The following is a 20,537-nucleotide window of genomic DNA, read 5'->3' as shown; positions in this document are numbered from 1 at the left end:
TGCCGCAAGGCCGAGGAGGTGGGGCGGTTCGATCTGCGGCCTGGGGTGCCGGATCTGGGGGCGTTTCCAAGGGCGGCGTGGATGGCGGCGTTGCGGCAGGGGCTGGCCGGGATGGGGAGCGCGGATCTGGCGTACCCGGATCCGGCGGGGGTTCCGCGGCTGCGGCGGGAGCTCGCCGGATACCTGGGGCGGGTGCGGGCGGCCGTCGCGGACGCCGGGCAGATCGTGGTGACGGGCGGGGTCGCGCACGGGCTGTCGACCGTGGTGCGGCTGCTCGGCGGGGTGCTGGCCGTCGAGGATCCGACGTCCGACCGGCAGGTGCCGCTGCTCGCGGCGACGGGCGTGCCGATCGTCCCGGTGCCCGTCGACGCGGACGGCCTGGACGTCACGGCGCTCGAACGGTCGGGCGCGACGTCCGTGCTGCTGACGCCCGCCCACCAGTTCCCGACCGGGGTCGTGCTGTCGCCGTCCCGGCGGGCCGCCCTCCTGGCCTGGGCGGCGAGGACCGGCGGGCACGTGATCGAGGACGACTACGACGCCGAGTTCCGGTACGACCGCGATCCCGTCGGCTGCCTTCAGGGCGTCGCGCCCGACCGGGTCGTCCTGCTGGGTTCCGTCAGCAAGGCGCTGGCGCCCGCGCTCCGGCTCGGCTGGCTGGTGGCGCCGCCCGATCTGGCCGCGCGGGTGGCCCGGCACCGCGTCGACACCGATCTGGGTTCACCCGCGATCGACCAGCACGCCCTGGCGCACCTCCTGGCGTCGGGCGGTTACGACCGTCATCTGCGCCAGATGCGCCGCGTCTACCGTTCCCGCCGCGACGCCCTGGTCGCCGCGCTCCGCACCCACCTCCCGGACGCCGACATCCAGGGCGTTTCGGCAGGACTCCACCTCTACCTCCGCCTCGACGGCGCGGGCCCGGCCTTCCACGCCCGCGCCGCCGCTCTGGGCGTCACCCTCCAGCCGAGCCCGCCCGGCACCCTCCTGCTGGGCTACGCGAGCCTGCCCGAACACCGCCTCACCGAGGCCGTCCGCCTCCTGGCGCGGGCCCGCGACACGGTCAGGCGGGGGTGAGGGTCTTGTCTCCGGCGGACTTGGGCGCGAAGGACTTGGCGAGCAGGACGATGACCAGCAGCAGGACCGTCGGGATGATGAAGGCGACGCGCAGGTTGCTCTCGCCTTCGGCGGGCGCGAACGCTCCGATGATCCCCGCACCCAGCACGAATCCGGCGTAGTTGAACAGGTTGACGCGCGAAGCGGCGATCCCGAGCCCGGTCGGGTCGACCTTGTCGGCGGCGGTGAACGACAGCGGCGCGACCACGCACACCCCGAGCCCCATGATCGCGACGGCGGCGATGGCGACGGCCGCGTTGGGCGCGGCGACAACTCCGACCATGCCGACGAACCCGACCAGCGCGCCGATCCGCACGACCGTGACCGGCCCGCTGCGCCGCACCCCGAAGTCGGCGACGGCCCTGCTGAGCACCATCGCGATCTGGTAGGCGACATAGGCGAGCGGCGCGACGGCCGCGGTGGAGTCCAGTTCGTCCTCGAGGTACTTGGCGCTGTAGCTGGAGATCGCGGCGTCGGCGATGTAGAAGCAGCACATCGCGATCCCGACCAGGATCACGGGCTTCCACGGCACGAGCTTCCCGGCGGCCTTGAGGGTCGCGGCGGACGGCCCGGAGCCCTCTTCGTCCTTCTTGTAGAGCATCCCGCCGATCACCAGCGCGCCGATGACGCCGACCGCGGCGGGCGGGGCGAATCCCTCGAACAGGGACATGTCCAGCTTGTTGGCGAGTGCCGCCCAGAGCCCGCCGAGGATCCCGCCGACGCTCCACACCGAGTAGAACCCGGAGATCACGCTCATTCCGACATGCCGTTCGACGGCGCACGCCTGGGCGTTCATCGCGGCGTCGACCGCGCCCACGAACAGCCCGAACAGCGCGGTCGCGACGTACAGCAGCGCGAGGTTCCCGCCGGTCAGCCCCACCCCGACGATCGACAGGCAGACGGCCGGCTGGGCGACGCGCAGCACGGGCCCCGAGCCGATCCGGGTGAACAGCAGCCCGGCCAGCACGCTGCCGACCCCGGCGATCAGCGGGACGAGCAGCAGCACCAGCGCGAGATCGCCGTCACTGAGGTCGTGCGCGTCCTGGATCTGCGGCACCCGGGTGACCAGCGAGGCGAAGCACAAGCCCTGGATGCCGAAGGCGCCGTAGACGGCGAGCCTGGCCTGGCGATCCCGCATCGCGCATCTCCTGAAATGTGAGGATTATTCACGGCAGGCTATGACCCGTGTCACCCCTGGTCAAGGCTCCCGGAGACCGTTACGGAGATGCGACCGTCGGGGAGCCTGACCAGCAGGTCGTCACCGGTCCGCAGGTCCTCCCCGGTCCGCACGACGGAGCCGTCGGTCCGCTGGACGATCGCGTAGCCGCGCCCCAGAGTGGCGGCGGGTGACAGCGCCGTCAACCGCGCCCTGGTGTGCTCGAGCCGGTCCTCGGCCCGGTCCAGCACGACGTTCAGCGCACGCCGCGCCCTGTCCCGCTCGGTGAGCACCCGCTCGTGCTGCCGTTCGATCTCCCGGACGGGATCGGCGAGCGCCGGACGCGACTTCACGTGGGCGAGCCAGGTCGACTCCCGGTCGACCCGGCCCATGATCGCCCGCCGGCCCCTGTCGCGGAGCTGCCGGACGAGCTGGACCTGCTCCCTGACGTCCGGGACGACCTTCTTCGCCGCGTCCGTGGGGGTCGAGGCCCGTAGGTCGGCCACATGGTCGAGGATCGGGCTGTCCTGCTCGTGCCCGATCGCCGACACCACCGGGGTGATCGCCCCGACGACGGCCCGCACCATGGTCTCGTCGGAGAACGGCAGCAGATCCTCCAGCGATCCGCCGCCCCTGGTGATGATGATCACGTCGACTTCGGGGTCGGCGTCGAGCTTGCGCAGCGCCTCCACGACCTCCCCGACGGCGTTGAGGCCCTGCACGGCCACGGTCTCGACCTTGAACGCGACGGCCGGCCAGCGGCGCCGCGCGTTCTCCAGGACGTCCCGTTCGGCGGCGCTGTCCCGCCCGCAGATCAGCCCGATCGTGCCGGGCAGGAACGGCAGCGGCCGTTTGCGTTCGGGCCGGAACAGCCCCTCGGCCTGGAGGGTGCGCTTGAGCTGCTCCAGCCGGGCCAGCAGCTCGCCGATCCCCACCGCGCGGACCTCGATCGCCGTCAGCGAGAAGCTGCCGCGGTTGATGTAGAAGTCGGGCTTGGCGTGGATCACCACCCGGGCGCCGTCGATGACGGCCGGGTTGTCGAACACCGCCCACGAGCCCGTCACCCGCACCGACATGTTGGCGGCCGGGTCCCGCAAGGTCAGATAGACGGAGGAGCCGCGCCGGTTCAGCTCGGTGATCTGGCCTTCGACCCAGATCCGGCCGAGCCGCCCGATCCACCCGCCGACCATGTTCAGTACCTGCCGCACCGGCACGGGCGACTCCGGCGACGTCTCCACTCCCATACGCTGAGCCTATGGCCGAGGAGACGCTCTCATACGAAAAGGCCCGCGACGAGCTGGCGGAGGTCGTCAAACGCCTCGAAGCGGGCGGGCTGAGCCTGGAGGACTCGCTGGCGCTCTGGGAGCGCGGCGAGAAGCTCGCCGGGATCTGCGAGGAGTGGCTGGAGGGCGCCCGGGCCAGGCTCGCCGCCGCGATGGCGCCGAAACCCGACCAGAACGCCCCCTTCTAACCCTTGAACAGGTTGTGCCCGACGTCGCCGGGGACGAGCTCCCGGACGGGCACACTGTCCTCGCCCGGGATGTACTCGCCGGGGATCGGCTCCTTGGAGTAGCGCTTGAGCAGCGCCACCCCGTCGTTGGCCCAGATCACCCGGTAGCCGTGCGCGAGTAGCAGCCGCACCCGGTCGGCCTGCTCCGAGACGTCACCGAACGGGAACGAACGCCGGTTGGTGCGGATCAGCACGTAGTCCATGCCGCGCGGCTTGCCGTCGACGATCACGACCTTGTTGCCCGCGGTGAGCCGCGGCGCGATCTGGTTGTCGGCCTCGATGGTGCTGCCGCGCGGAATGTTCTCCGCGCCCTCCACCAACGCCTCGTTGATCTTGTTGGGCCGCCACTGGAGCTCGTCGAACAGTGCCTGGACGCCGAACGGCACCGCCGCCATCAGATTGAACGCGACGGCCGCCGAGGCGATCCACTTGGTCTGCGGCCGATGCCGGAACCGTGCGACGGTCTCGATCGCGGCGACCACCAGGATCGGCCAGAGGAACGCGTCGTACTGGCGGGCGATCGACCAGTGGTTCGGATTGTCGGAGAAGATCCGCTCACCGAGCAGCGGCAGCGCGCAGAGCGTCGTCAGCGAGCCGAGCGGCAGGAACGCGAGCGTCCCGAACAGCCAGAGCAGCAGCAGCGGCTTCAGCGTGGCGTCGGTGGAGGCGTGCCAGAGGATCCACGGCTGCGTCAGCAGATTGTGGATCACGTCGGACGGCTCCGAGCCCAGCGCCCCGTAGTTCCAGTAGTAGCCGGGCACCCCGCCGAACGCCGGAATGATCCACTGGATGGTGATCACCGTGATGGCGGGGCCGCCGAACAGCAGCGCCACCCCCGTCCAGCGCCACTTGCGCTCCCGCCGGTGGCGCAGCAGCAGCACCAGCCCGTAGCAGCCGACCACCATGCCGAGGTCTTCCTTGACGCAGCACAGCGCCAACGCCCAGACCAGCACCATCCGCCGGTTGCCGCGCAGCCCCGCCCGCAGCATCAGCAGCAGGATCGGCACCGCGAAACCGACCTCGTGGAACCCGTTCCGCGACGCCACCAGGAGCGGCCAGCCCAGCCCGAACGTCATCCCCGCCCAGAAGACCGGGTCCTTGTAGAAGCGGGCCTTCGACTCGCCGAGCAGATCGCGGGCGATGCTCCGCACCAGCGGCACCCCTGAGGCGAACAGCAGCGACTGCCCGATCAGCAGGATCCGCGGATCATCCCAGACCCAGTAGCCGGGCGCGAGCAGCGCCAGCACCGGCGAGAAATGGTCGCCCAGCAGCGAGAAGCTCGGCGGGAACTCATGGTGGAAGTTCTTGATGATCGACCGGGGCAGCTCGCCCTCTGCGTACGAGCGCACCCCCTGGTCGAAGATGCCGAGATCGAACCCGGCCAGCCGCAGCCCGTACCACTGCTGCAGCGCGACGGCCGCCGTCACCAGAAAGCTGAGGGCGGACGTGAAGAGGGCCGCACGGTGGCGGCCCAGAAAAGAGATCACTATGAGACCCCTAGGGCTGGTCCTTGGGCTGCGCGACGAGGGAACCGGCGAGGACGCCCAGCTCGTCCCAGTCGGCCGTCCCGGTGACGATCACAGTGACGTCGGGCAGACGGCGGACCAGCGAGTTCTGCTTCTTCTCGTCGTTGCGGAACTTCTCCCAGACGATCCCGTTGACCGTCTGGGTCCCGATGGCCTGCTGCGGCGCCGAAGCGCCCACATTGGTCATCCGCCGGACGAACCCGCCAGGCGTGTCGGGACGCTCGTTACTCTCCTCCAGAGAGGCCAGCTTGTCGCTCGGCGTTGTGAAGTTGAGATGCCAGGAGACGATCTTCTTCTCGCCCTTGGCCGGCTCGTCGTTGATACCCGTCAGCCGCGACGCCGTCGCCTTCCAGCCCGCCGGCAGCGCCCCCTGCCGCCAGGACGGCGCCCACGACACGTACGGAGCGAACCGCGAGATCGCCTTGGCGTCCCACGAATAGTCGACCGACGGACGCAGCGGCGCGGAGTCGCCCCGCGGAGTGAGCAAGAACACGCCCGCCACCAGCAGCAGGCACGCGCCGATCGCCAGGAAGAACTGGCCAGGGCCCGCCGTCAGCCGCTTCAGGAAACCCTCGCTGACGATCCGCGTCTCGCGCTTGACCTGCGGAGTCACTTGCGTGTCACTCATGCCTGGATCGTCCCCAGCACCTTGATGATCGAGGCGGCGAGCTCGCGGGAGTGCCGCTCGTCCTCACTGATCGAAACTTCGGACACCGCACCGATCATCGCGCCGGTCAGCACGATGACCAGCGGTTCGTTGACCCCGCCGTCATCCTGATGGAACAGGGCGGCGTTCCGCCGCGCCCACTTGCGCAGCCGCTCCCGCATGATCCGGTCGAACCCGGGAGGGCCGTCACCCGAGATGAACAGCTTGGAGATCTCCCGCTCGGCCACCGAACCTTCCAGATAAGCCGTCGCACCCGCCAGGAACAGCCGCAGCGGATCGGTCTCACCCGCCGCACGAACCTTGGCCAGCGCCTCCCTGGTGCGGTCCTGCTGACGGCCCTGGAACTCCTCGAACAGCGTCAGATAGAGATCGGCCTTACCGTTGAAGTGGTGGTAGAGGCTGCCCACACTGGCCCCGGCCTTCGCCACGATCTCCGTGACGGCCGCCTGCGCGAACCCCTCCTCGCAGAACACCTCACGGGCGGCCTGGAGCAGGGCGCCACGCGTCGCCGCACCCCGGTCCGAGATCCGCGTGACGGTCTCCTCGATCTCGCTGCTCATGGGTCCAGAGATTACGCCACCACGGAAAGGCAGAGGCCCTTGGTCTGGTCCAATTTGTGAGATCGGGGTCCGTGAACAGAGAATCGGGGTACTCCACGCCGATCGAAGGGCCCGTCATGTCTGACTACTCGCCGCTTGCCGCAGCACCCCAGGCACCGGACCGTAACCTCGCGCTCGAGCTCGTCCGCGTCACCGAAGCAGCCGCGCTCGCCGCGGCCCGCTGGGTCGGCCGAGGCGACAAGGACGGCGCCGACGGAGCAGCCGTCAACGCCATGCGACAACTGATCAATACCGTGTCCATGCAGGGCGTCGTCGTGATCGGCGAGGGTGAGAAGGACAACGCGCCCATGCTGTTCAACGGCGAGGAGGTCGGCGACGGCACCGGCGCCGAATGCGACGTCGCCGTCGACCCCGTCGACGGCACCACCCTCAACGCCCTCGGCATGCCCAACGCCATCGCCGTCATCGCCGTCGCGCCCCGCCACTCCATGTACGACCCGTCAGCGGTCTTCTACATGGAGAAACTGGTCACCGGAGCCGAAGCCGCCGACGTCGTCGACATCGAACGCCCCATCGGCGACAACATCCGCGCCGTCGCCCGCGCCAAGGGCTCCGCCCCCGAAGACGTCACCGTGATGATCCTCGACCGGCCCCGCCACGAAAACATCGTCAAGGAGATCCGCGAGGCCGGCGCCCGCATCAAGTTCATCCGCGACGGCGACGTCGCCGGCGCCATCATGGCCGCCAAAGAAGGCACCGGCATCGACCTGCTGCTCGGCATCGGCGGCACCCCCGAAGGCATCATCGCCGCCTGCGCCATGAAATGCCTCGGCGGAGTCATCCAGGGCCGCATGTGGCCGAAGGACGAAGAGGAACGCCGCCGCGCCATCGACGCGGGCCACGACCCCGCCCGCGTCCTGTCCACCGACGACCTCGTCAGCTCCGACGACGTGTTCTTCGCCGCCACCGGCATCACCGACGGCGAACTCGTCCGCGGCGTCCGCTACTCCAAGGGCATCGCCACCACCAGCTCCCTCGTCATGCGCGGCCGCTCCGGCACCATCCGCCGCGTAGACGGCGAACACCGCCTCAACAAACTCCGCGCCTACTCCGCCATCAACTTCGACACCGCGCTTTAGCGCTGGCGCGCAAGCCACCGGGGACTCCAGGATGATGGCGCGCCAAGCTGCCGGATGCAGGAGCGTGACTGCCGTCCTCCGTTGAAAGCCTGCGGTGAGGTGCGGCAGGCCGTCGCTTGTGCGGGTGGCTCGAGCGCTGTCTTTGGTGCGGGGCGGGAGCGTTGCTGCCGTCCCGCGGCGGGCTCTGGCGTGGCGCGCGGGGTTCGCTGAGTAGGTGGTTTGCCGTGGGTGGTCAGCGGCGGAAGAAGCGTTTCTTTTTGGGGCGGATCACTTTGACCGTGCCCAGGAGGAAGGTGCCGGTGATCTCGACGATGGGGCCGTCGGGGGTGGGCGGGTTGCGGAGATCCTTGGTGGCCAGGACGGTTCTGCCGGTGATGCGGACCTCGACGCCGTCGGGGACGATCAGGCGGAGGCGGCCGGCCAGAGCCGAGACATCCAGGGTGATGTGTTTGCGCTGCAGGATCGCCTCGGTCAGGTCCAGTTCGACCGTGCCGAAAAGGGCGGCCACCGGGAGTTTCGCCGGGACGACCCAGCGGCCCTCGCGTTTGGACGAGCCGAACAGGGCCAGAAGGGCGCGGCCGTCGATCTTGAAGGGCTGCTGCTCCTCCGGGAGGAGGTCACGGGTGAACGACGTCAACTCGCCCAGCGTCTTCGCCTGGTAGACGCGGTCGATGCGCTCGGCGTGCTCCTCCAGCGTGAGACGGCCGTCCTGGGCGGCGTCGTGCAGCAGCTCCGCGACCCGCTCCCGGTCCGCGTCGGAGGCGCGCATGTCCCGCGTCGGCACGGGTCGGTTCGGATCCACGGGACGAAGATAGCCGCCCGCGCACGACCCCGGACCCCACCGGCGCGGAAGTTTGTCGTGATTTATTCCATGGAACGCGGAAAGCCCGCCCCGTGCGGGGGGCGGGCCTTCCACGAGCAGCAGTTACGGCTGCTCGGAGAGCTTCGCGATCCGGTTGTCGTACATCTTGACGATCTCCGCGCGGGCCGCGTGGGACGCCTCGTACTCGCGGAGGATCTTCACCTCGTCCAGGGACAGCTTGCGCAGCCGGGCACGGAGCGAAGCGTGGGTGAGCTCGTCATAGTTCGGCACCGGCAGCTCCACCTCGACGGTGACCGGCTCCACCACGGGCTCCGGCTCCACCACGGCGACCGGCTCCACGACGGGCTCCGGCTCCGCGACGGCCACAGGCTCGACGACCGGCTCGGGCTCCGCGACGGCCACGGGCTCCACGACCGGCTCAGGTTCTGCGACGGCGACCGGCTCCACGACGGGCTCCGGGGCGGGCTTCGGCTTGCCGAGGACGATCTCCGGGGCGGGGGCCGGAGGGGCGGCGACCGGGGTGGCGGGCACCGGGACGGCCGGCTTCGGGACGACCAGGTCGAGCACCCGGCCGACGGGCGTGTCGGCGAGCCGTCCGGTCACCTTGCCGGTGAGCTTCTCGGCGTCGCCCTTCAGCCGGTCGAGGACGAGGCGCAGGTCGCCCTCTTTGAGGTCCCGGTAGTCCTTGGTGACCCGGTCGGTGAGCAGGAGGGTCCGGCCGACGCCGAACATCGCCAGCCGGGCCGCGTGGATCGGCAGATCTCTGACCTGCTCGTTCACGGCCTCCTGGACCTGCTTACCCACCTCGCGCGGGGTACGCGGCATCTTCTCTGCTCCCTGCTGTCCAAGAACGGGTGGTGCTGGGGGAAGTGTCTAGATGACTACTGTGCCGTACCTGTGGGTTGGTGGTCACCCCCGGTAAACGGAAATATGTCCGGGATGGGCGTGCGGTGGGTCACATTCCGGCTGCTGGGCGAGCATTCCGGTGGCGAAACGTAAAATGAAGCCATGACTGTCGCGAGCACTCAGCCCGAAACCCGCCGGCGCGTACTTCTCGCCAAGCCGCGCGGGTACTGCGCCGGAGTAGACCGGGCCGTGCAGGCGGTGGAGAAGGCGCTCGAGCAGTACGGCGCGCCGATCTACGTCCGCAAGCAGATCGTCCACAATGTGCACGTCGTGAAGACCCTCGAAGGACTGGGCGCGATCTTCGTCGATGAGACGGAGGAGGTGCCGGAGAACGCGATCGTGGTGTTTTCCGCGCACGGTGTCGCCCCGGTCGTCCACGACGAGGCCGCCCAGCTCAACCTGCGCACGATCGACGCGACCTGCCCGCTCGTCACCAAGGTCCACAAAGAGGCCGTGCGCTTCGCCAAGGACGACTACGACATTCTGCTGATCGGCCACCAGGGCCACCCCGAGGTCGTCGGCACCACGGGCGAGGCGCCCGCGCACATCCAGCTCGTCGACGGCCCCGCCGACGTCGCCAATGTCGAGATCCGCGACCCCGAGAAGATCGTCTGGCTGTCGCAGACCACCCTGTCGGTCGACGAGACCATCGAGACCGTCGACGCGCTCCGCGAGCGTTTCCCCTCGCTCCAGTCGCCGCCTTCGGACGACATCTGCTACGCCACCCAGAACCGCCAGACGGCCATCAAGGAGATCGCCGCCCAGTCCGACGTCGTGATCGTCGTCGGTTCCCGGAACTCCTCCAACTCCAAGCGCCTCGTCGAGGTCGCCAAGGACTACGGCGCCAAGACCGCCCATCTGGTCGACTACGCCGCGGAGATCGACCCGTCCTGGCTCGACGGCGCCACCACGGTCGGCGTCAGCTCCGGCGCCTCGGCCCCCGAGATCCTCGTCAAGGGCGTCATCGACTACCTGGCCTCCCACGGCTTCACCGACGTAGAAGAGATCGAATCCGTCAAGGAAAAAATGATCTTCGCCCTCCCCCACGAACTCCGCCGCAACCTCCGCGCCTAACCGATGCGACGAAAGGGGCACACGGTACCTACCGTGCGCCCCCTTTTATTGCGTCCCGTCAGGATTCGTCCCAGCGGATGGGGTCGTCTTCTACGTAGCGTTCTTGGGCTAGGCGGAAGGTGGCGGCTTCGGTGGACAGGGAGCGCCAGGCGCTGAGGAGGCCGCGTTTGACGGCGATCGCGAGGGCGATCGCGGTGCCGGCGAACAGCCAGAGGGCGGAGTCGCCGAGGGCCAGAGGCAGCGAGACGGCCAGGCTCTGGAAGAAGTTGGCGGCGCTCAGATTGTGGACGATCTCGGCGGCGAGCGTCGCCAGGAAGTAGGAGACGGGCGGAGCCACCGCCAGGCCGGGCAGCGCGGCGGGCTTGGTGGCCAGGGCCGCCAGCACGCAGGCCGCGAGGAAGAGCAGACCGGGCAGGACCGACCAGCCGATCAGCGCGCCCGTGAACGTCAAGGCGAAGATCACCGCGACGCCGCCGCGGCCGGTCAACGTGATCGGGGAGCGGGACGCCTTGGGCATGGCGCGTCGTCGCTGCACGGCGCCGCCTTCCGAGCGTGAGGTCTTCTCGCGCGATTCCACGATCATCTTGCATCCTCCGGGCTGGACCGTGCACCGAAACTTACCTTCTGGATCTGCTCGTCGAGGAGTTCCGCGGCGGACAGCGAGCGGGGTGTCTCCTCCACGGGACGCGCCGATTCCAGCGCCGCCTCGGTGACCCCCAGCTCGTTCAGCTTGCGCGCGCTGACGAGGACCCGGGTCTCCAGCGAGCCGACGGTCCGGTTGTAGGAGCGGACCGCGCCGGTGAGCGCGCGTCCCAGCTCGTCCATGTGGCCGCCGAGCGTGCCGAGCCGGTCGTAGAGCTCCCGCCCCAGCTCGAAGACCTGTTTGGCGTTGCGGGACAGCGCCGCCTGCTGCCAGGTGTAGGCGGCTGTCCGCAGCATCGTGATCAGGGTGGTGGGGGTGGCGATGTGCACCTTGCGGGCCATCGCGTACTCCAGCAGCCCGGGGTCGACGTCGAGCGCCGGCGCCAGGAACGCCTCGCCCGGCACGAACAGCACCACGAACTCGGGCGACGGGCTGAACGCCTGCCAGTACGCCTTCGCCGCGAGCCTGTCGACGTGGTCTTTCAGATGCCGGGCGTGCGCTTCGAGCCGTGTCTCCTTGCCGCCCGCCGCCTCCAGATAGGCGGCCAGCGACACCTTGGAGTCGACCACGATGGTCCGCTCACCCGTCAGCCGGACGATCAGGTCGGGGCGGACGACGCCGTCGGCGGTCTGGGCGCTGGCCTGCTCGGAGAAGTCGCAGTGCGGGGTCATCCCGGCGAGCTCGACGACCCTGCGCAACTGCAGCTCGCCCCACCGGCCGCGCGCCTCGGGCCGCTGCAGCGCCCGGACCAGGGTGTGGGTCTCGCTGCGGAGCTGCTCGGAGCTCTGCCGGACGAAATCGACCTGCTTGGCGAGCATCGCGTGCGATTCGCGACGGCTGGACTCCAGCTCCCGCAGCTGCTCCGACACCTTCCCCAGGGTGTCGCGGATCGGTTCGACGAGATGCTCCACGGCCTGCTTGCGCCGCTCCAGTTCGCCCGCCGCCTCGATCCCGGCGGCTTTCAGCCGGGTGTCGGCGAGTTCGAGGAACCGCTGGTTGGACGCGTCGAGCGCGCGGGCCGAGACGGCCTCGAACTGCTCGGCCATCTTCTGCTCCGCGTAGTGGAGCTTGTCCTCCGCGGCCTTGGCGCGGGCGATCAGTCCGGCCTGCCGGGCGGTGGCCAGCGCGAAACCCAGGACGACTCCGATCGCCAGTCCCACCAGCAGCGCTGCGCTCATACGGGCGATCGTCGCACGAGATTCGGCGCTTCCCGCGTTATCCACAGGGCGTGTCCGGTCCTCGCGACCGGACCGTGAGGTTGGACATATTGTCTATTTACGGCGTACGGCGTAAGACTGTGGGCCATGGATCTCGTGCTGGGGCCTGACAGCCCGCCCTCCCGTCAGTCGAAGATCGTCAACCGGGTCATCCGGAACGGCGGCCGCCGCGTGTGGGAGTCCGCTCCGTTCACCCCGGCCGGGCTGCTGCGCGTCCGGCGGGCCACCGACCGGATCGCGCGGGCGAGCCGGGTGCCCAAGGGCGTCGAGATCACGGCCGAGGACTTCGGGCTGTTCACCGGCGAATGGGTGCGCGCACGGGCCGTCCAGGAGGAGAAAGTCTTCCTCTACCTGCACGGTGGCGGCTACTTCTTCGGCAGCCCGCGGCTGTACCGGGGCTTCTCGTGGCGGCTGTCGGCGGCCAGCCGGATGCCCGTCCTGATGGTCGACTACCGGCTGGCGCCCGCCCACACGCCCGCCGACGCCCTCGCCGACGCGCTCTTCGCCTACGAATCGCTCCTCGCCCGCGGCCACGCCCCCGGCGACATCGTGATCGGCGGCGACTCCGCCGGCGGCCATCTGGCCCTCTCGCTGCTGCACGCGCTCAAGCGGCGCGGCGACACCCTGCCGCGCGCGGCCGTCCTGATCTCGCCGTGGACCGACCTGCTCTGCACGGCGACGTCGCACACGCTCAACGAGCGCACCGACCACCTCATCCCGCACGCCAAGCTTCGCTGGCTCGGCGAGGTCTTCCACGCCGAGGCGCCCGAGGGGCATCCGCTGGGCGAGCCGTCCGGCGGCGACTACACGGGTTTCCCCCCGCTCATGATCATCGCGAGTTCCACGGAGATCCTCCGCGACGACTCCCGGGAGCTCGCCAAGGTCGCCACAGCGGCCGGAATCCCCGTCATCCACCAGGAATGGAACGACCAGGTGCACGTCTTCCCGGTCTTCGCCGACTACATTCCGGAGGGCAAGGCGGCGTTCCGGCACATCCGTGAGTTCCTCGCCACCCACTGACGCCCACTAAACTCGGCCGACGTGAGCCTTTCGATCGGGATCGTCGGTCTGCCGAACGTCGGCAAGTCCACGCTCTTCAACGCCCTGACCAAGAACGACGCGCTGGCCGCGAACTACCCGTTCGCCACCATCGAGCCGAACGTGGGCATCGTCGGCGTGCCCGACGTCCGGCTGGAGGGCCTGGCCAAGGCCTTCGGCTCCCAGAAGATCATCCCGGCGACGATCGAGTTCGTCGACATCGCCGGGATCGTCAAGGGAGCGTCCGAAGGCCAGGGACTCGGCAACAAGTTCCTCGCCAACATCCGCGACACCGACGCGATCTGCCAGGTCATCCGGGCGTTCAACGACCCGGACGTCACCCATGTCGACGGCGAGACCGACCCGCTGCGCGACATCGAGACGATCAACACCGAGCTGATCCTCGCCGACCTCCAGACCATCGAGAAGGCGATTCCGCGCCTCGAGAAGGAGGTCAAGCTCAAGAAGGACAAGGACGCGGCCGCCGTCCTCGACGAGGTCCGCCGGGCCGAAGCCGCCCTGAACGAGGGCAGGACCGCGTTCGCCGCGGGCCTCGACCGCACCCTCCTGCGCGAGCTGCACCTGCTCACCGCCAAGCCCTTCCTCTACGTCTTCAACCTGGACGACGAGGAGCTCGGCGACGAGACCCTCCGGGCCAAGCTCCGCGACATGGTCGCCCCCGCCGAGGCGATCTTCCTCAGCGCCAAGATCGAATCCGAGCTGATCGAGCTCCCCGACGACGAGGCGCTCGAACTCCTCCAGTCGATGGGCCAGGACGAGTCGGGTCTCGCCCAGCTCGTCCGCGTCGGTTTCGACACCCTCGGCCTGCAGACCTACCTGACGGCAGGCCCGAAGGAAGCCCGCGCCTGGACGATCAAGAAGGGCGCCACCGCTCCCGAGGCCGCCGGCGTCATCCACTCCGACTTCCAGCGCGGCTTCATCAAGGCCGAGATCGTCTCCTTCGAGGACCTCCTCGCCGAAGGCTCCGTCCCCGCCGCCCGCTCCGCAGGCAAAGCCCGCATGGAAGGCAAGGACTACATCATGCGCGACGGCGACGTAGTCGAATTCCGCTTCAACGTCTAACGGTTCGATCACCACGAACCCGCCGCCCAGGCTGCACACGGCCCGGACACTCCCCGGAGTGTCCGGGCCGTTCGGCTTTTGGGCTCTCTCGGCTGGGATCTGTGGGACGGGGTCAGCGGAAGGACGGGGCGGCGGTGGTGGCCCAGTCGGCGAAGGAGCGGGGGGAACGGCCCAGAAGGTGCTCGAGGTCGGGGCTGACGCGGGTTTCGGCGGGGACGGGCTCGCCGAGGACGGCGAGGGTCGCGTCGGCGACGGGCTCCGGCATGAAGGTGATCATCTGGGCGCGGGCTTCGGCGGGGGACTGCTCGACGAAGCGGATCGGCTCGCCGAGCGCCGTGGCGAGGGCTTCGGCGCGCTGGCGCGGGGTGGTCGCCTCGGGGCCGGTCAGTTCGTAGACCAGGGTGTCGTGGCCGTCCGTGGTGAGGACGGTCGCGGCGACGGCGGCCAGGTCGGCCGGGTCGACGGTCGGGAGGGCGACGTCAGCGAACGGCGCGGGCGCGATCCGGCCGGTCCTGACGGGCTCCAGCCATGCGAACGCGTTGGTGTGGAAGCCGCCAGGCCGCAGGATCGTCCAGGAAAGCCCCGACTCGCGGACGGCACGTTCGAACGCAGCCGGGTGGGCGTACGCCTCCGGACGGGTGCCCGCCCCGATCGAGGACAGCAGCACGATCCGGCCGACCCCCGCCTTCCGCGCGGCGGCGACGATCCCGTCCGGGTCATCGCCCGCGACCAGCAGGAACAGGGCGCCGGCCCCGGCGAGGACGGCTTCGAGCGAAGCCGGGTCGCCGAGGTCGGCGGCGACCGCCCGCACCCCGTCCGGCACGTCCGCTGCGGTGATCCGGCGGGCGACGGCCGTGACCTCGTGGCCGGCGGCGAGCCGTTCGACGATGCCGCGTCCGACGTTCCCGGTGGCTCCGGTGACAACGATCATGATGCACTCCAGTGAGTTAGTTGACTGACTTAAAAGGACCGTAGCACAGGTTTCCGGCTATCGTTAGTCAGGTGACTGACTCAAGAAGTGTGAAGGCCGGGGGGAAGCGCCGCCGGCTCATGGAGGCGTCCGCGCGGGTCCTGTACGAGCAGGGCGTCGAGCGGACCACGATCGCCGACATCGCCCAGGCCGCTGACGTCCCGGTCGGCAACGTCTACTACTACTTCAAGACCAAGGACGAGCTGATCGAGGCGGCTCTGGCCGAGCACGCTGAAGGGTTCGCCTCCCTCACGACGGAGCTGGCCGTCTTGAACAGCCCGATGTCCCGGCTGAAGGGCCTGGTCGATCGGTGGGAGCGGCAGCGCGAGCAGACCGCGCGGTACGGCTGCCCGTTCGGCACCCTCGCCAGCGAACTGGACAAGCGCGCCGACCCCGCGCTGGACGCCTCAGCCGCCCACGTCCTGCGCCTGCTGCTCGACTGGACCGAGACCCAGTTCCGCGAGCTGGACCTGGCCGACCCCCCTGGCCTCGCCCTGACGTTCGTCTCCGCCTACCAGGGCATGTCCGTCGTCTCCAACATCCTGCGCGACCCCGAGGTCATGACCAAGGAGACCACCCGCGTCAAAACCTGGCTCGACTCCCTCCAAGCGGCCGAGCCGGACAAGGCAGCGGCGGTCTGAACCACACCCCGGCCCAGGCGAGCGGATACGGATCGAATGGGAGAGGCGCACGGGGGTTGCGGCGGTCCGAATCCTGGCCCGACCCAGGTGGGCGGATACGGATCGAGTGGGAGAGCCACAGGGGGCGGTGGCGGCCCGGACGACGCCCCCTCCCAGGCAGCGGATACGGATCGAGTGGGAGAGTCGGACGGGGCGGTGGTCTGAGATACGGCCCGGGCGCGGGTGGGCGGATGCGGATCGAGGGGAGGGGCGATGGAGGCGGGCGAGTTGCGGCGGCTGCTCGGCGGGTGGTCGCAGGAGGGGGCGGAGACGCTTTACGGACGGTTGGCGGCCCGGCTTTCCGCGATGACGCAGGAGGGGACGCTCGGGGTGGGGGAGCGGCTGCCGTCCGAGCGGGCGCTGGCCGAGGTGCTGGCCGTGAGCAGACGGACGGTGGAGGCCGCCTACGACCGGTTGCGGGCGGAAGGCCGGATCGAGAGCCGGGTGGGCGCGGGTTCGTGGGTGACGGAGGCGGCGGCGCCGCGGCCGCACCGGACCGTCGAACCGCGGCATCTGGAGCACATGGCGGAGCGGCGGCCCGTCGACCTGACGTTGGCCACCCCGGCGGCGCATGAGCTGGTGCGTCGGGCACGGGAGGAGACGGAACCCCCGTTCGACGGACGCGGCTACTACCCGGGCGGCCTGCCCGAGCTGCGGGAACAGATCTGCGCATGGTTCGGCTCCTACGGTGTGCCCACCCGCCCCGACGAGGTCACGGTGACGGCGGGGGCGGTGCAGGCGTTGTGGCTGGCGACCTCGGCGCTGGCGGCCGGGGCGGAGGTCGGAGTCGAAGACCCGACCTCGCCCTCCATCCTTACCGCGCTCCGCGCCCACACGCTCAGACTCCGCCCGCTCCCTGTGGATAACTTCGGCATCGAACCGCCGAAGGGCGGGCTCGACGCCGTCGTCCTCACCCCCGCCTACTCCAACCCGACGGGCGCCCGCCTCACCGAAGGCCGGGCGGAACGCCTCCTCGCGGCCGCGGGCGACGCCCTGGTCATCGAGGACCTCGCCCTGCTCGACCTGCGGCTGGACGGCCCGCCACCGGTCGTCCTCGCGGGCCGCGGCAACGTCCTGTCGATCGGCACGATGAGCAAGGCGCACTGGGCGGGCCTGCGGATCGGCTGGGTGCGCGGGCCGCGCAGGCTGATCCGGTACATCGAGTCGGCGCGCGGCGTCATGGATCTCGGTGCGTCCGTCGACGCCCAGGTCCAGGCCGCGTGGCTGCTGGCGCGGCACGCCGAGGCGATGGCCTGCCGGCTGCCGCGGGTGCGCGCCTCCCGCGACGCCCTTGCCGAAGCGCTAGATCTTCATGCCCCCGCGTGGCAGTGGACTCTCCCCGAAGGGGGACTATCCCTCTGGGTGGAGCTGCCTCGGCCCGTCGCTCCCGAACTGCTCCAGCGTGCGCTCCGCGAGGGTGTCGCGCTGCTGCCGGGCGAGGAGTTCCGGGTGTCGGCGCGCGACCCGTCGCACCTCAGGATCCCTTTCGTCCTGCCGCCTGACGAGCTGGCCGGGGCGGTGTCGCGGCTCGCAGCGCTCGAAGCCCGTCTCTGACCGCGCCGGGCCGCGCCCCCGCGAGCTGCGTGACGGTGAACGCGGCCGCGATGAGGAGTGTCAGCGCCAGCTCGCGCGGCCCGAACGGCGTGTGCTCCACGCGCACCGCGACGAGCTGCGCGATCAGCGGGAACAGCACGAACACGAACGACGCCGCGACGGCCGTGATCCGCTGCAGCAGCCAGAAGTACCCGACGAGCCCGAGCACCGACGCGATCAGCCCGAGATGGATCGTCGCCCCGACGGCCTCCGTCGTGAACCGGGGTGTTTCGGTCAGCATCCCGGCGCCGGTCAGAGCCAGTCCGGCGATGAGCATCGGCACCGTGTTGAGCGTCAGCGGATGGACCTCGGCGCCGTGCCGCTTCACGATCACGTAAGCGAACGCGTGCATACAAGCGGCCGTCAGCGCGGCCACCACCGCCCACCAGCTCTTCGCCGACACATCGGTCACGAGCAGCAGCAGCGCCGCACACGCCACGAGCACCCCGCCCACCTGCACCGGCCGGAGCGGCGCGCCGAGCAGCGGCTTGCTCAGCAGCACGATGACGACCGACTCCATCGCGAAGCAGAGCGCGGCCAGACCCGTCGAGATCCCAGTTTCGGCCAGGTTCAAAAGAAAGAACGGGACGCCGAAATAGCAGACCGTGGCGAAGGCGGCGAACCAGAACAGCCGTCGCGGAAACAGCAGCGGCACCCCCAGCACCAGACAGAGTGTCACCAGCACCGGAACCGCGACCGCGAACCGCAGCCCGGACGCCGTCAACGGCCCCAGGTCAACGGCCGCCGCCTTGATGGCGATCCAGTTGGTCCCCCAGATCACAGTGACCAGCACGTACATGAGCGGAATTCGCATGACCGGGATGTTCCGCTCGTTCCGCTCTGAGGTGAACGGCCAATCGGCGGGCCAATCCCCTGTTCCAGCAGCGTGCTCGTGGGGGAGGAGTGAGCACTGCGACATGCACAACCGCGCGCCGAGGCTCGTGTTCTTCCGGGCCGACTGGAACAATTGCCTCTCGTGGCTACGCTTGGTGCCACGTGACGGACATCAGACGCGCGCCGACCGGGGGCGAGGCGCATTAGGCGGAGGCGCGATGGCTCGCAGGTCGGCTGTGCAAGACGGCCCAACTGCGCTCGAAGAGTCCTGGGACGAACCCAAGCGGCGCACCCCGAAGAAGGGGTGGGGCGGTGGGGGCGGACGCTGGTGGATCTGGGTGGGCCGGGTCCTCCTGTGGACTTTCGTGCTCGTCGTCATCGTCAACGGGATCCGCGCGCCCTTCGAACGGTTCACCGCCCCCGACGGCCCCGGGACGACGACGTCCAGCATCCCCGCCGACGGCCAGTTCCCCGTCAGCGGCGCCTCCGCGTTCGCGCTCCAGTTCACGCAGGTCTACCTGAACTACGACCAGATCACGGCCGTCGACCGGCAGAAGGCCCTCGAACGGTTCGTCCCCGCGGGCTCCGACCAGTTCGGCTGGGACGGCAAGGGGCAACTGGCCGCCGGTTCCGCACAAGTGGCCTCGGTGGACGTCAAGGACGTCAACCGGGCGCTGGTGAACGTCGTCGCCAAGGTCGGCACCCGGTGGATCCAGCTCTCGGTTCCGGTCTTCACGCGCGGCGGCGGTTTCGTCGTGTCGGGACGGCCGGCGCTGCTGGAGCCGCCCGCCCGGATCGAACCCCCGGACGTCAAGGGGATCGACCACGACACCGACCTGGAAGCCCAACTCCAGAACACCCTCCAGGGCTTCTTCCAGGCGTACGCGGCCAGCGACAAGGTCAACCTCCCCCGATTCACCGACAACCCCGCGATCCAGGGGCTCGGCGGCGGCGTCACCTTCGGGCAGCTCGGTGACATCGACGCCCCGAAGGGCTCCTCCGACGAGCGGACGGTCACCGTCCCCGTCACGTGGATTTTCCCCCAGACCCTGGCCAGGGGCTCAGAGGGCATGGTCACCATGGTCTATGAGCTCACCGTGGTGAAGAAGAGCGGCAACTGGAACGTCGCCTCGATCCGCGGTGCCCAGGCCGGGTCCTAGAAAGAAGGTATTCGTGCTCCTCCAGCATCTGTCGGACGTTCTGGCAGACCCCAACAACACCGAGCTCAAGACCGACGACCTGGCGACGTGGCTGCGTAACCTGTTCGGTCCGCTGTTCCTCGTCATCGTCTCGATCGTGGCGCTGTTCTTCCTGTTCACCCGGGAGATCACCCGTTTCGCGCAGTTCATCCTGCTCGCGATCGGCATCGGGATCATCTTCTACGTTCCGAACATCATCGAGGTGACGGCGAAGGCCATCGCCGCGGCCCTGGGCGTGGACCTCAACTGAGCGTTCCGGGCTGACGGCGAGGGGGAGTGGCATGGATCTGCCCACATACACCAATGTCTGGCGTATCGAGAAAAGGTTGTACAAGCTGTACGACCTGCGGCTTCCCATGCCGCTGCCGCTCGTCACGATCGGCGTCTACGCGGGCTCGTTCGTGCCGTGGATCGTGTTCCTGCAGCTCCTCAGCATCCCTTTCGGTGCGCCTTGGCATGTTCTGTACCTGGTGCCGCCGGGGCTGGTCGCCTGGTTGGCGACCCGCCCCGTCATTGAGGGCAAGCGGCTCAACGAACTCCTCCAGTCGCAGATCCGCTACCTGGCCGAGCCGCGCACCTGGTGCCGTCTCACCCCGATCCGCGAGCCCCGCGAGGTCGTGGTCGTGGCGCGGGTGTGGCGCAGCCCGTCGCAGATCGCCCCGACCCTGACCGAGGTCTCCACCCCGGTCAGCCCGTCGATCCCGGCCCCCCGCCCGGCCACGGCCTCGGCTCCCCAGCCCCTCTCCCAGTACGCCGCCGAATACGCCGCCGCCCACCAGGACGCCGTGGCCCGCACCCGAGCCGCCCTC

Annotated in this window: 22 protein-coding genes; 11 read left to right on the top strand and 11 right to left on the bottom strand. The window is 69.8% G+C overall.

The genetic code is table 11. The annotated features are described in order from the left end of the window. A partial coding sequence (locus ACYVE7_RS11200) for an aminotransferase-like domain-containing protein (RefSeq protein ID WP_460364547.1) occupies positions 1-1,071 on the top strand: 1,071 nt, incomplete at its 5' end. On the opposite strand, the gene ACYVE7_RS11195 is transcribed toward ACYVE7_RS11200, so the two are convergent. Both ACYVE7_RS11195 and xseA read right to left on the bottom strand, forming a co-directional pair. After that, positions 1,058-2,248: an MFS transporter gene (locus ACYVE7_RS11195; RefSeq protein ID WP_460364546.1), complete on the bottom strand. Its 1,191-nt coding sequence runs from the start codon at positions 2,246-2,248 to the stop codon at positions 1,058-1,060. The genes ACYVE7_RS11200 and ACYVE7_RS11195 overlap by 14 nt on opposite strands. A 50-nt stretch (positions 2,249-2,298) precedes the next feature. Then, positions 2,299-3,510 carry an exodeoxyribonuclease VII large subunit gene (gene xseA, locus ACYVE7_RS11190; RefSeq protein WP_460364545.1) on the bottom strand — a complete coding sequence of 404 codons (1,212 nt, stop codon included), beginning with the start codon at positions 3,508-3,510 and terminating at the stop codon, positions 2,299-2,301. 11 nt (positions 3,511-3,521) lie between these two features. Between xseA and ACYVE7_RS11185 the strand changes: the two genes are divergently transcribed. Continuing rightward, the gene (locus tag ACYVE7_RS11185; RefSeq protein WP_460364544.1) at positions 3,522-3,737 is read left to right on the top strand and encodes an exodeoxyribonuclease VII small subunit; all 216 of its coding nucleotides are present in this window, start codon (positions 3,522-3,524) and stop codon (positions 3,735-3,737) included. On the opposite strand, the gene ACYVE7_RS11180 is transcribed toward ACYVE7_RS11185, so the two are convergent. From ACYVE7_RS11180 to ACYVE7_RS11170, 3 genes are read right to left on the bottom strand one after another with little or no spacing between them, the layout of a single operon-like run. Next, positions 3,734-5,263, bottom strand: a complete 1,530-nt coding sequence (locus ACYVE7_RS11180; RefSeq protein ID WP_460364543.1) for a DUF2079 domain-containing protein — start codon at positions 5,261-5,263, stop codon at positions 3,734-3,736. The genes ACYVE7_RS11185 and ACYVE7_RS11180 overlap by 4 nt on opposite strands. A 10-nt stretch (positions 5,264-5,273) precedes the next feature. Beyond that, the gene (locus ACYVE7_RS11175) at positions 5,274-5,930 is read right to left on the bottom strand and encodes a DUF4245 domain-containing protein (RefSeq protein WP_460364542.1); all 657 of its coding nucleotides are present in this window, start codon (positions 5,928-5,930) and stop codon (positions 5,274-5,276) included. Next, on the bottom strand, positions 5,927-6,529 hold the full coding sequence (locus ACYVE7_RS11170) for a TetR/AcrR family transcriptional regulator (protein ID WP_460364541.1): 603 nt from the start codon (positions 6,527-6,529) through the stop codon (positions 5,927-5,929). The genes ACYVE7_RS11175 and ACYVE7_RS11170 overlap by 4 nt, the downstream gene beginning before the upstream one ends. 116 nt (positions 6,530-6,645) lie before the next feature. Here ACYVE7_RS11170 and glpX point away from each other — a divergent pair, with 116 nt between their 5' ends. Continuing rightward, entirely contained in the window at positions 6,646-7,668 is a 1,023-nt protein-coding gene (glpX, locus tag ACYVE7_RS11165) for a class II fructose-bisphosphatase (protein WP_460364540.1), read from the top strand. A gap of 232 nt (positions 7,669-7,900) precedes the next feature. On the opposite strand, the gene ACYVE7_RS11160 is transcribed toward glpX, so the two are convergent. Together ACYVE7_RS11160 and ACYVE7_RS11155 are read right to left on the bottom strand one after the other, a co-directional pair. Continuing rightward, the gene (locus ACYVE7_RS11160; RefSeq protein ID WP_460364539.1) at positions 7,901-8,470 is read right to left on the bottom strand and encodes a DUF1707 SHOCT-like domain-containing protein; all 570 of its coding nucleotides are present in this window, start codon (positions 8,468-8,470) and stop codon (positions 7,901-7,903) included. 123 nt (positions 8,471-8,593) lie between these two features. After that, positions 8,594-9,316 (bottom strand): hypothetical protein, encoded by a 723-nt coding sequence (locus ACYVE7_RS11155; protein WP_460364538.1) that lies wholly within the window; start codon positions 9,314-9,316, stop codon positions 8,594-8,596. Positions 9,317-9,499: 183 nt separating this feature from the next. On the opposite strand from ACYVE7_RS11155, the gene ACYVE7_RS11150 reads away from it, so the two are divergent. Beyond that, on the top strand, positions 9,500-10,471 hold the full coding sequence (locus ACYVE7_RS11150; RefSeq protein ID WP_460364537.1) for a 4-hydroxy-3-methylbut-2-enyl diphosphate reductase: 972 nt from the start codon (positions 9,500-9,502) through the stop codon (positions 10,469-10,471). Positions 10,472-10,529: 58 nt separating this feature from the next. Here the strand turns inward: ACYVE7_RS11150 and ACYVE7_RS11145 are convergent, their stop codons facing one another. Both ACYVE7_RS11145 and ACYVE7_RS11140 read right to left on the bottom strand, forming a co-directional pair. After that, positions 10,530-11,054 carry a DUF6542 domain-containing protein gene (locus ACYVE7_RS11145; RefSeq protein ID WP_460364536.1) on the bottom strand — a complete coding sequence of 175 codons (525 nt, stop codon included), beginning with the start codon at positions 11,052-11,054 and terminating at the stop codon, positions 10,530-10,532. Next, positions 11,051-12,292, bottom strand: a complete 1,242-nt coding sequence (locus ACYVE7_RS11140) for a DNA recombination protein RmuC (protein WP_460364535.1) — start codon at positions 12,290-12,292, stop codon at positions 11,051-11,053. The genes ACYVE7_RS11145 and ACYVE7_RS11140 overlap by 4 nt, the downstream gene beginning before the upstream one ends. 126 nt (positions 12,293-12,418) lie before the next feature. Here ACYVE7_RS11140 and ACYVE7_RS11135 point away from each other — a divergent pair, with 126 nt between their 5' ends. Together ACYVE7_RS11135 and ychF are read left to right on the top strand one after the other, a co-directional pair. Further along, entirely contained in the window at positions 12,419-13,351 is a 933-nt protein-coding gene (locus tag ACYVE7_RS11135; RefSeq protein WP_460364534.1) for an alpha/beta hydrolase fold domain-containing protein, read from the top strand. Between the two features lie 21 nt (positions 13,352-13,372). Next, positions 13,373-14,452 carry a redox-regulated ATPase YchF gene (ychF, locus tag ACYVE7_RS11130; RefSeq protein ID WP_460364533.1) on the top strand — a complete coding sequence of 360 codons (1,080 nt, stop codon included), beginning with the start codon at positions 13,373-13,375 and terminating at the stop codon, positions 14,450-14,452. Between the two features lie 112 nt (positions 14,453-14,564). Here the strand turns inward: ychF and ACYVE7_RS11125 are convergent, their stop codons facing one another. Next, a complete protein-coding gene (locus ACYVE7_RS11125; RefSeq protein ID WP_460364532.1) occupies positions 14,565-15,383 on the bottom strand; it encodes an NAD(P)H-binding protein in 819 nt (272 codons plus the stop codon). A 71-nt stretch (positions 15,384-15,454) separates the two neighbouring features. Here ACYVE7_RS11125 and ACYVE7_RS11120 point away from each other — a divergent pair, with 71 nt between their 5' ends. Continuing rightward, on the top strand, positions 15,455-16,063 hold the full coding sequence (locus tag ACYVE7_RS11120) for a TetR/AcrR family transcriptional regulator (protein WP_460364531.1): 609 nt from the start codon (positions 15,455-15,457) through the stop codon (positions 16,061-16,063). Between the two features lie 252 nt (positions 16,064-16,315). Continuing rightward, a complete protein-coding gene (locus ACYVE7_RS11115) occupies positions 16,316-17,656 on the top strand; it encodes an aminotransferase-like domain-containing protein (protein WP_460364530.1) in 1,341 nt (446 codons plus the stop codon). Here ACYVE7_RS11115 and ACYVE7_RS11110 read toward each other — a convergent pair. Continuing rightward, complete coding sequence (locus ACYVE7_RS11110) at positions 17,577-18,509, bottom strand: DMT family transporter (RefSeq protein ID WP_460364529.1); 933 nt, start codon at positions 18,507-18,509, stop codon at positions 17,577-17,579. The genes ACYVE7_RS11115 and ACYVE7_RS11110 overlap by 80 nt on opposite strands. A 256-nt stretch (positions 18,510-18,765) precedes the next feature. Between ACYVE7_RS11110 and ACYVE7_RS11105 the strand changes: the two genes are divergently transcribed. The 3 genes from ACYVE7_RS11105 to ACYVE7_RS11095 all read left to right on the top strand — a co-directional run. Then, entirely contained in the window at positions 18,766-19,689 is a 924-nt protein-coding gene (locus ACYVE7_RS11105) for a conjugal transfer protein (protein WP_460364528.1), read from the top strand. Positions 19,690-19,702: 13 nt separating this feature from the next. Beyond that, complete coding sequence (locus ACYVE7_RS11100; RefSeq protein WP_460364527.1) at positions 19,703-19,978, top strand: hypothetical protein; 276 nt, start codon at positions 19,703-19,705, stop codon at positions 19,976-19,978. 31 nt (positions 19,979-20,009) lie between these two features. Next, a partial coding sequence (locus ACYVE7_RS11095; RefSeq protein ID WP_460364526.1) for a TcpE family conjugal transfer membrane protein occupies positions 20,010-20,537 on the top strand: 528 nt, incomplete at its 3' end.

Source organism: Actinocorallia lasiicapitis (assembly GCF_054778695.1).
The sequence above is the reverse complement of the archived record's forward strand: the minus strand, read 5'-3'. Positions and strand labels throughout refer to the sequence as shown.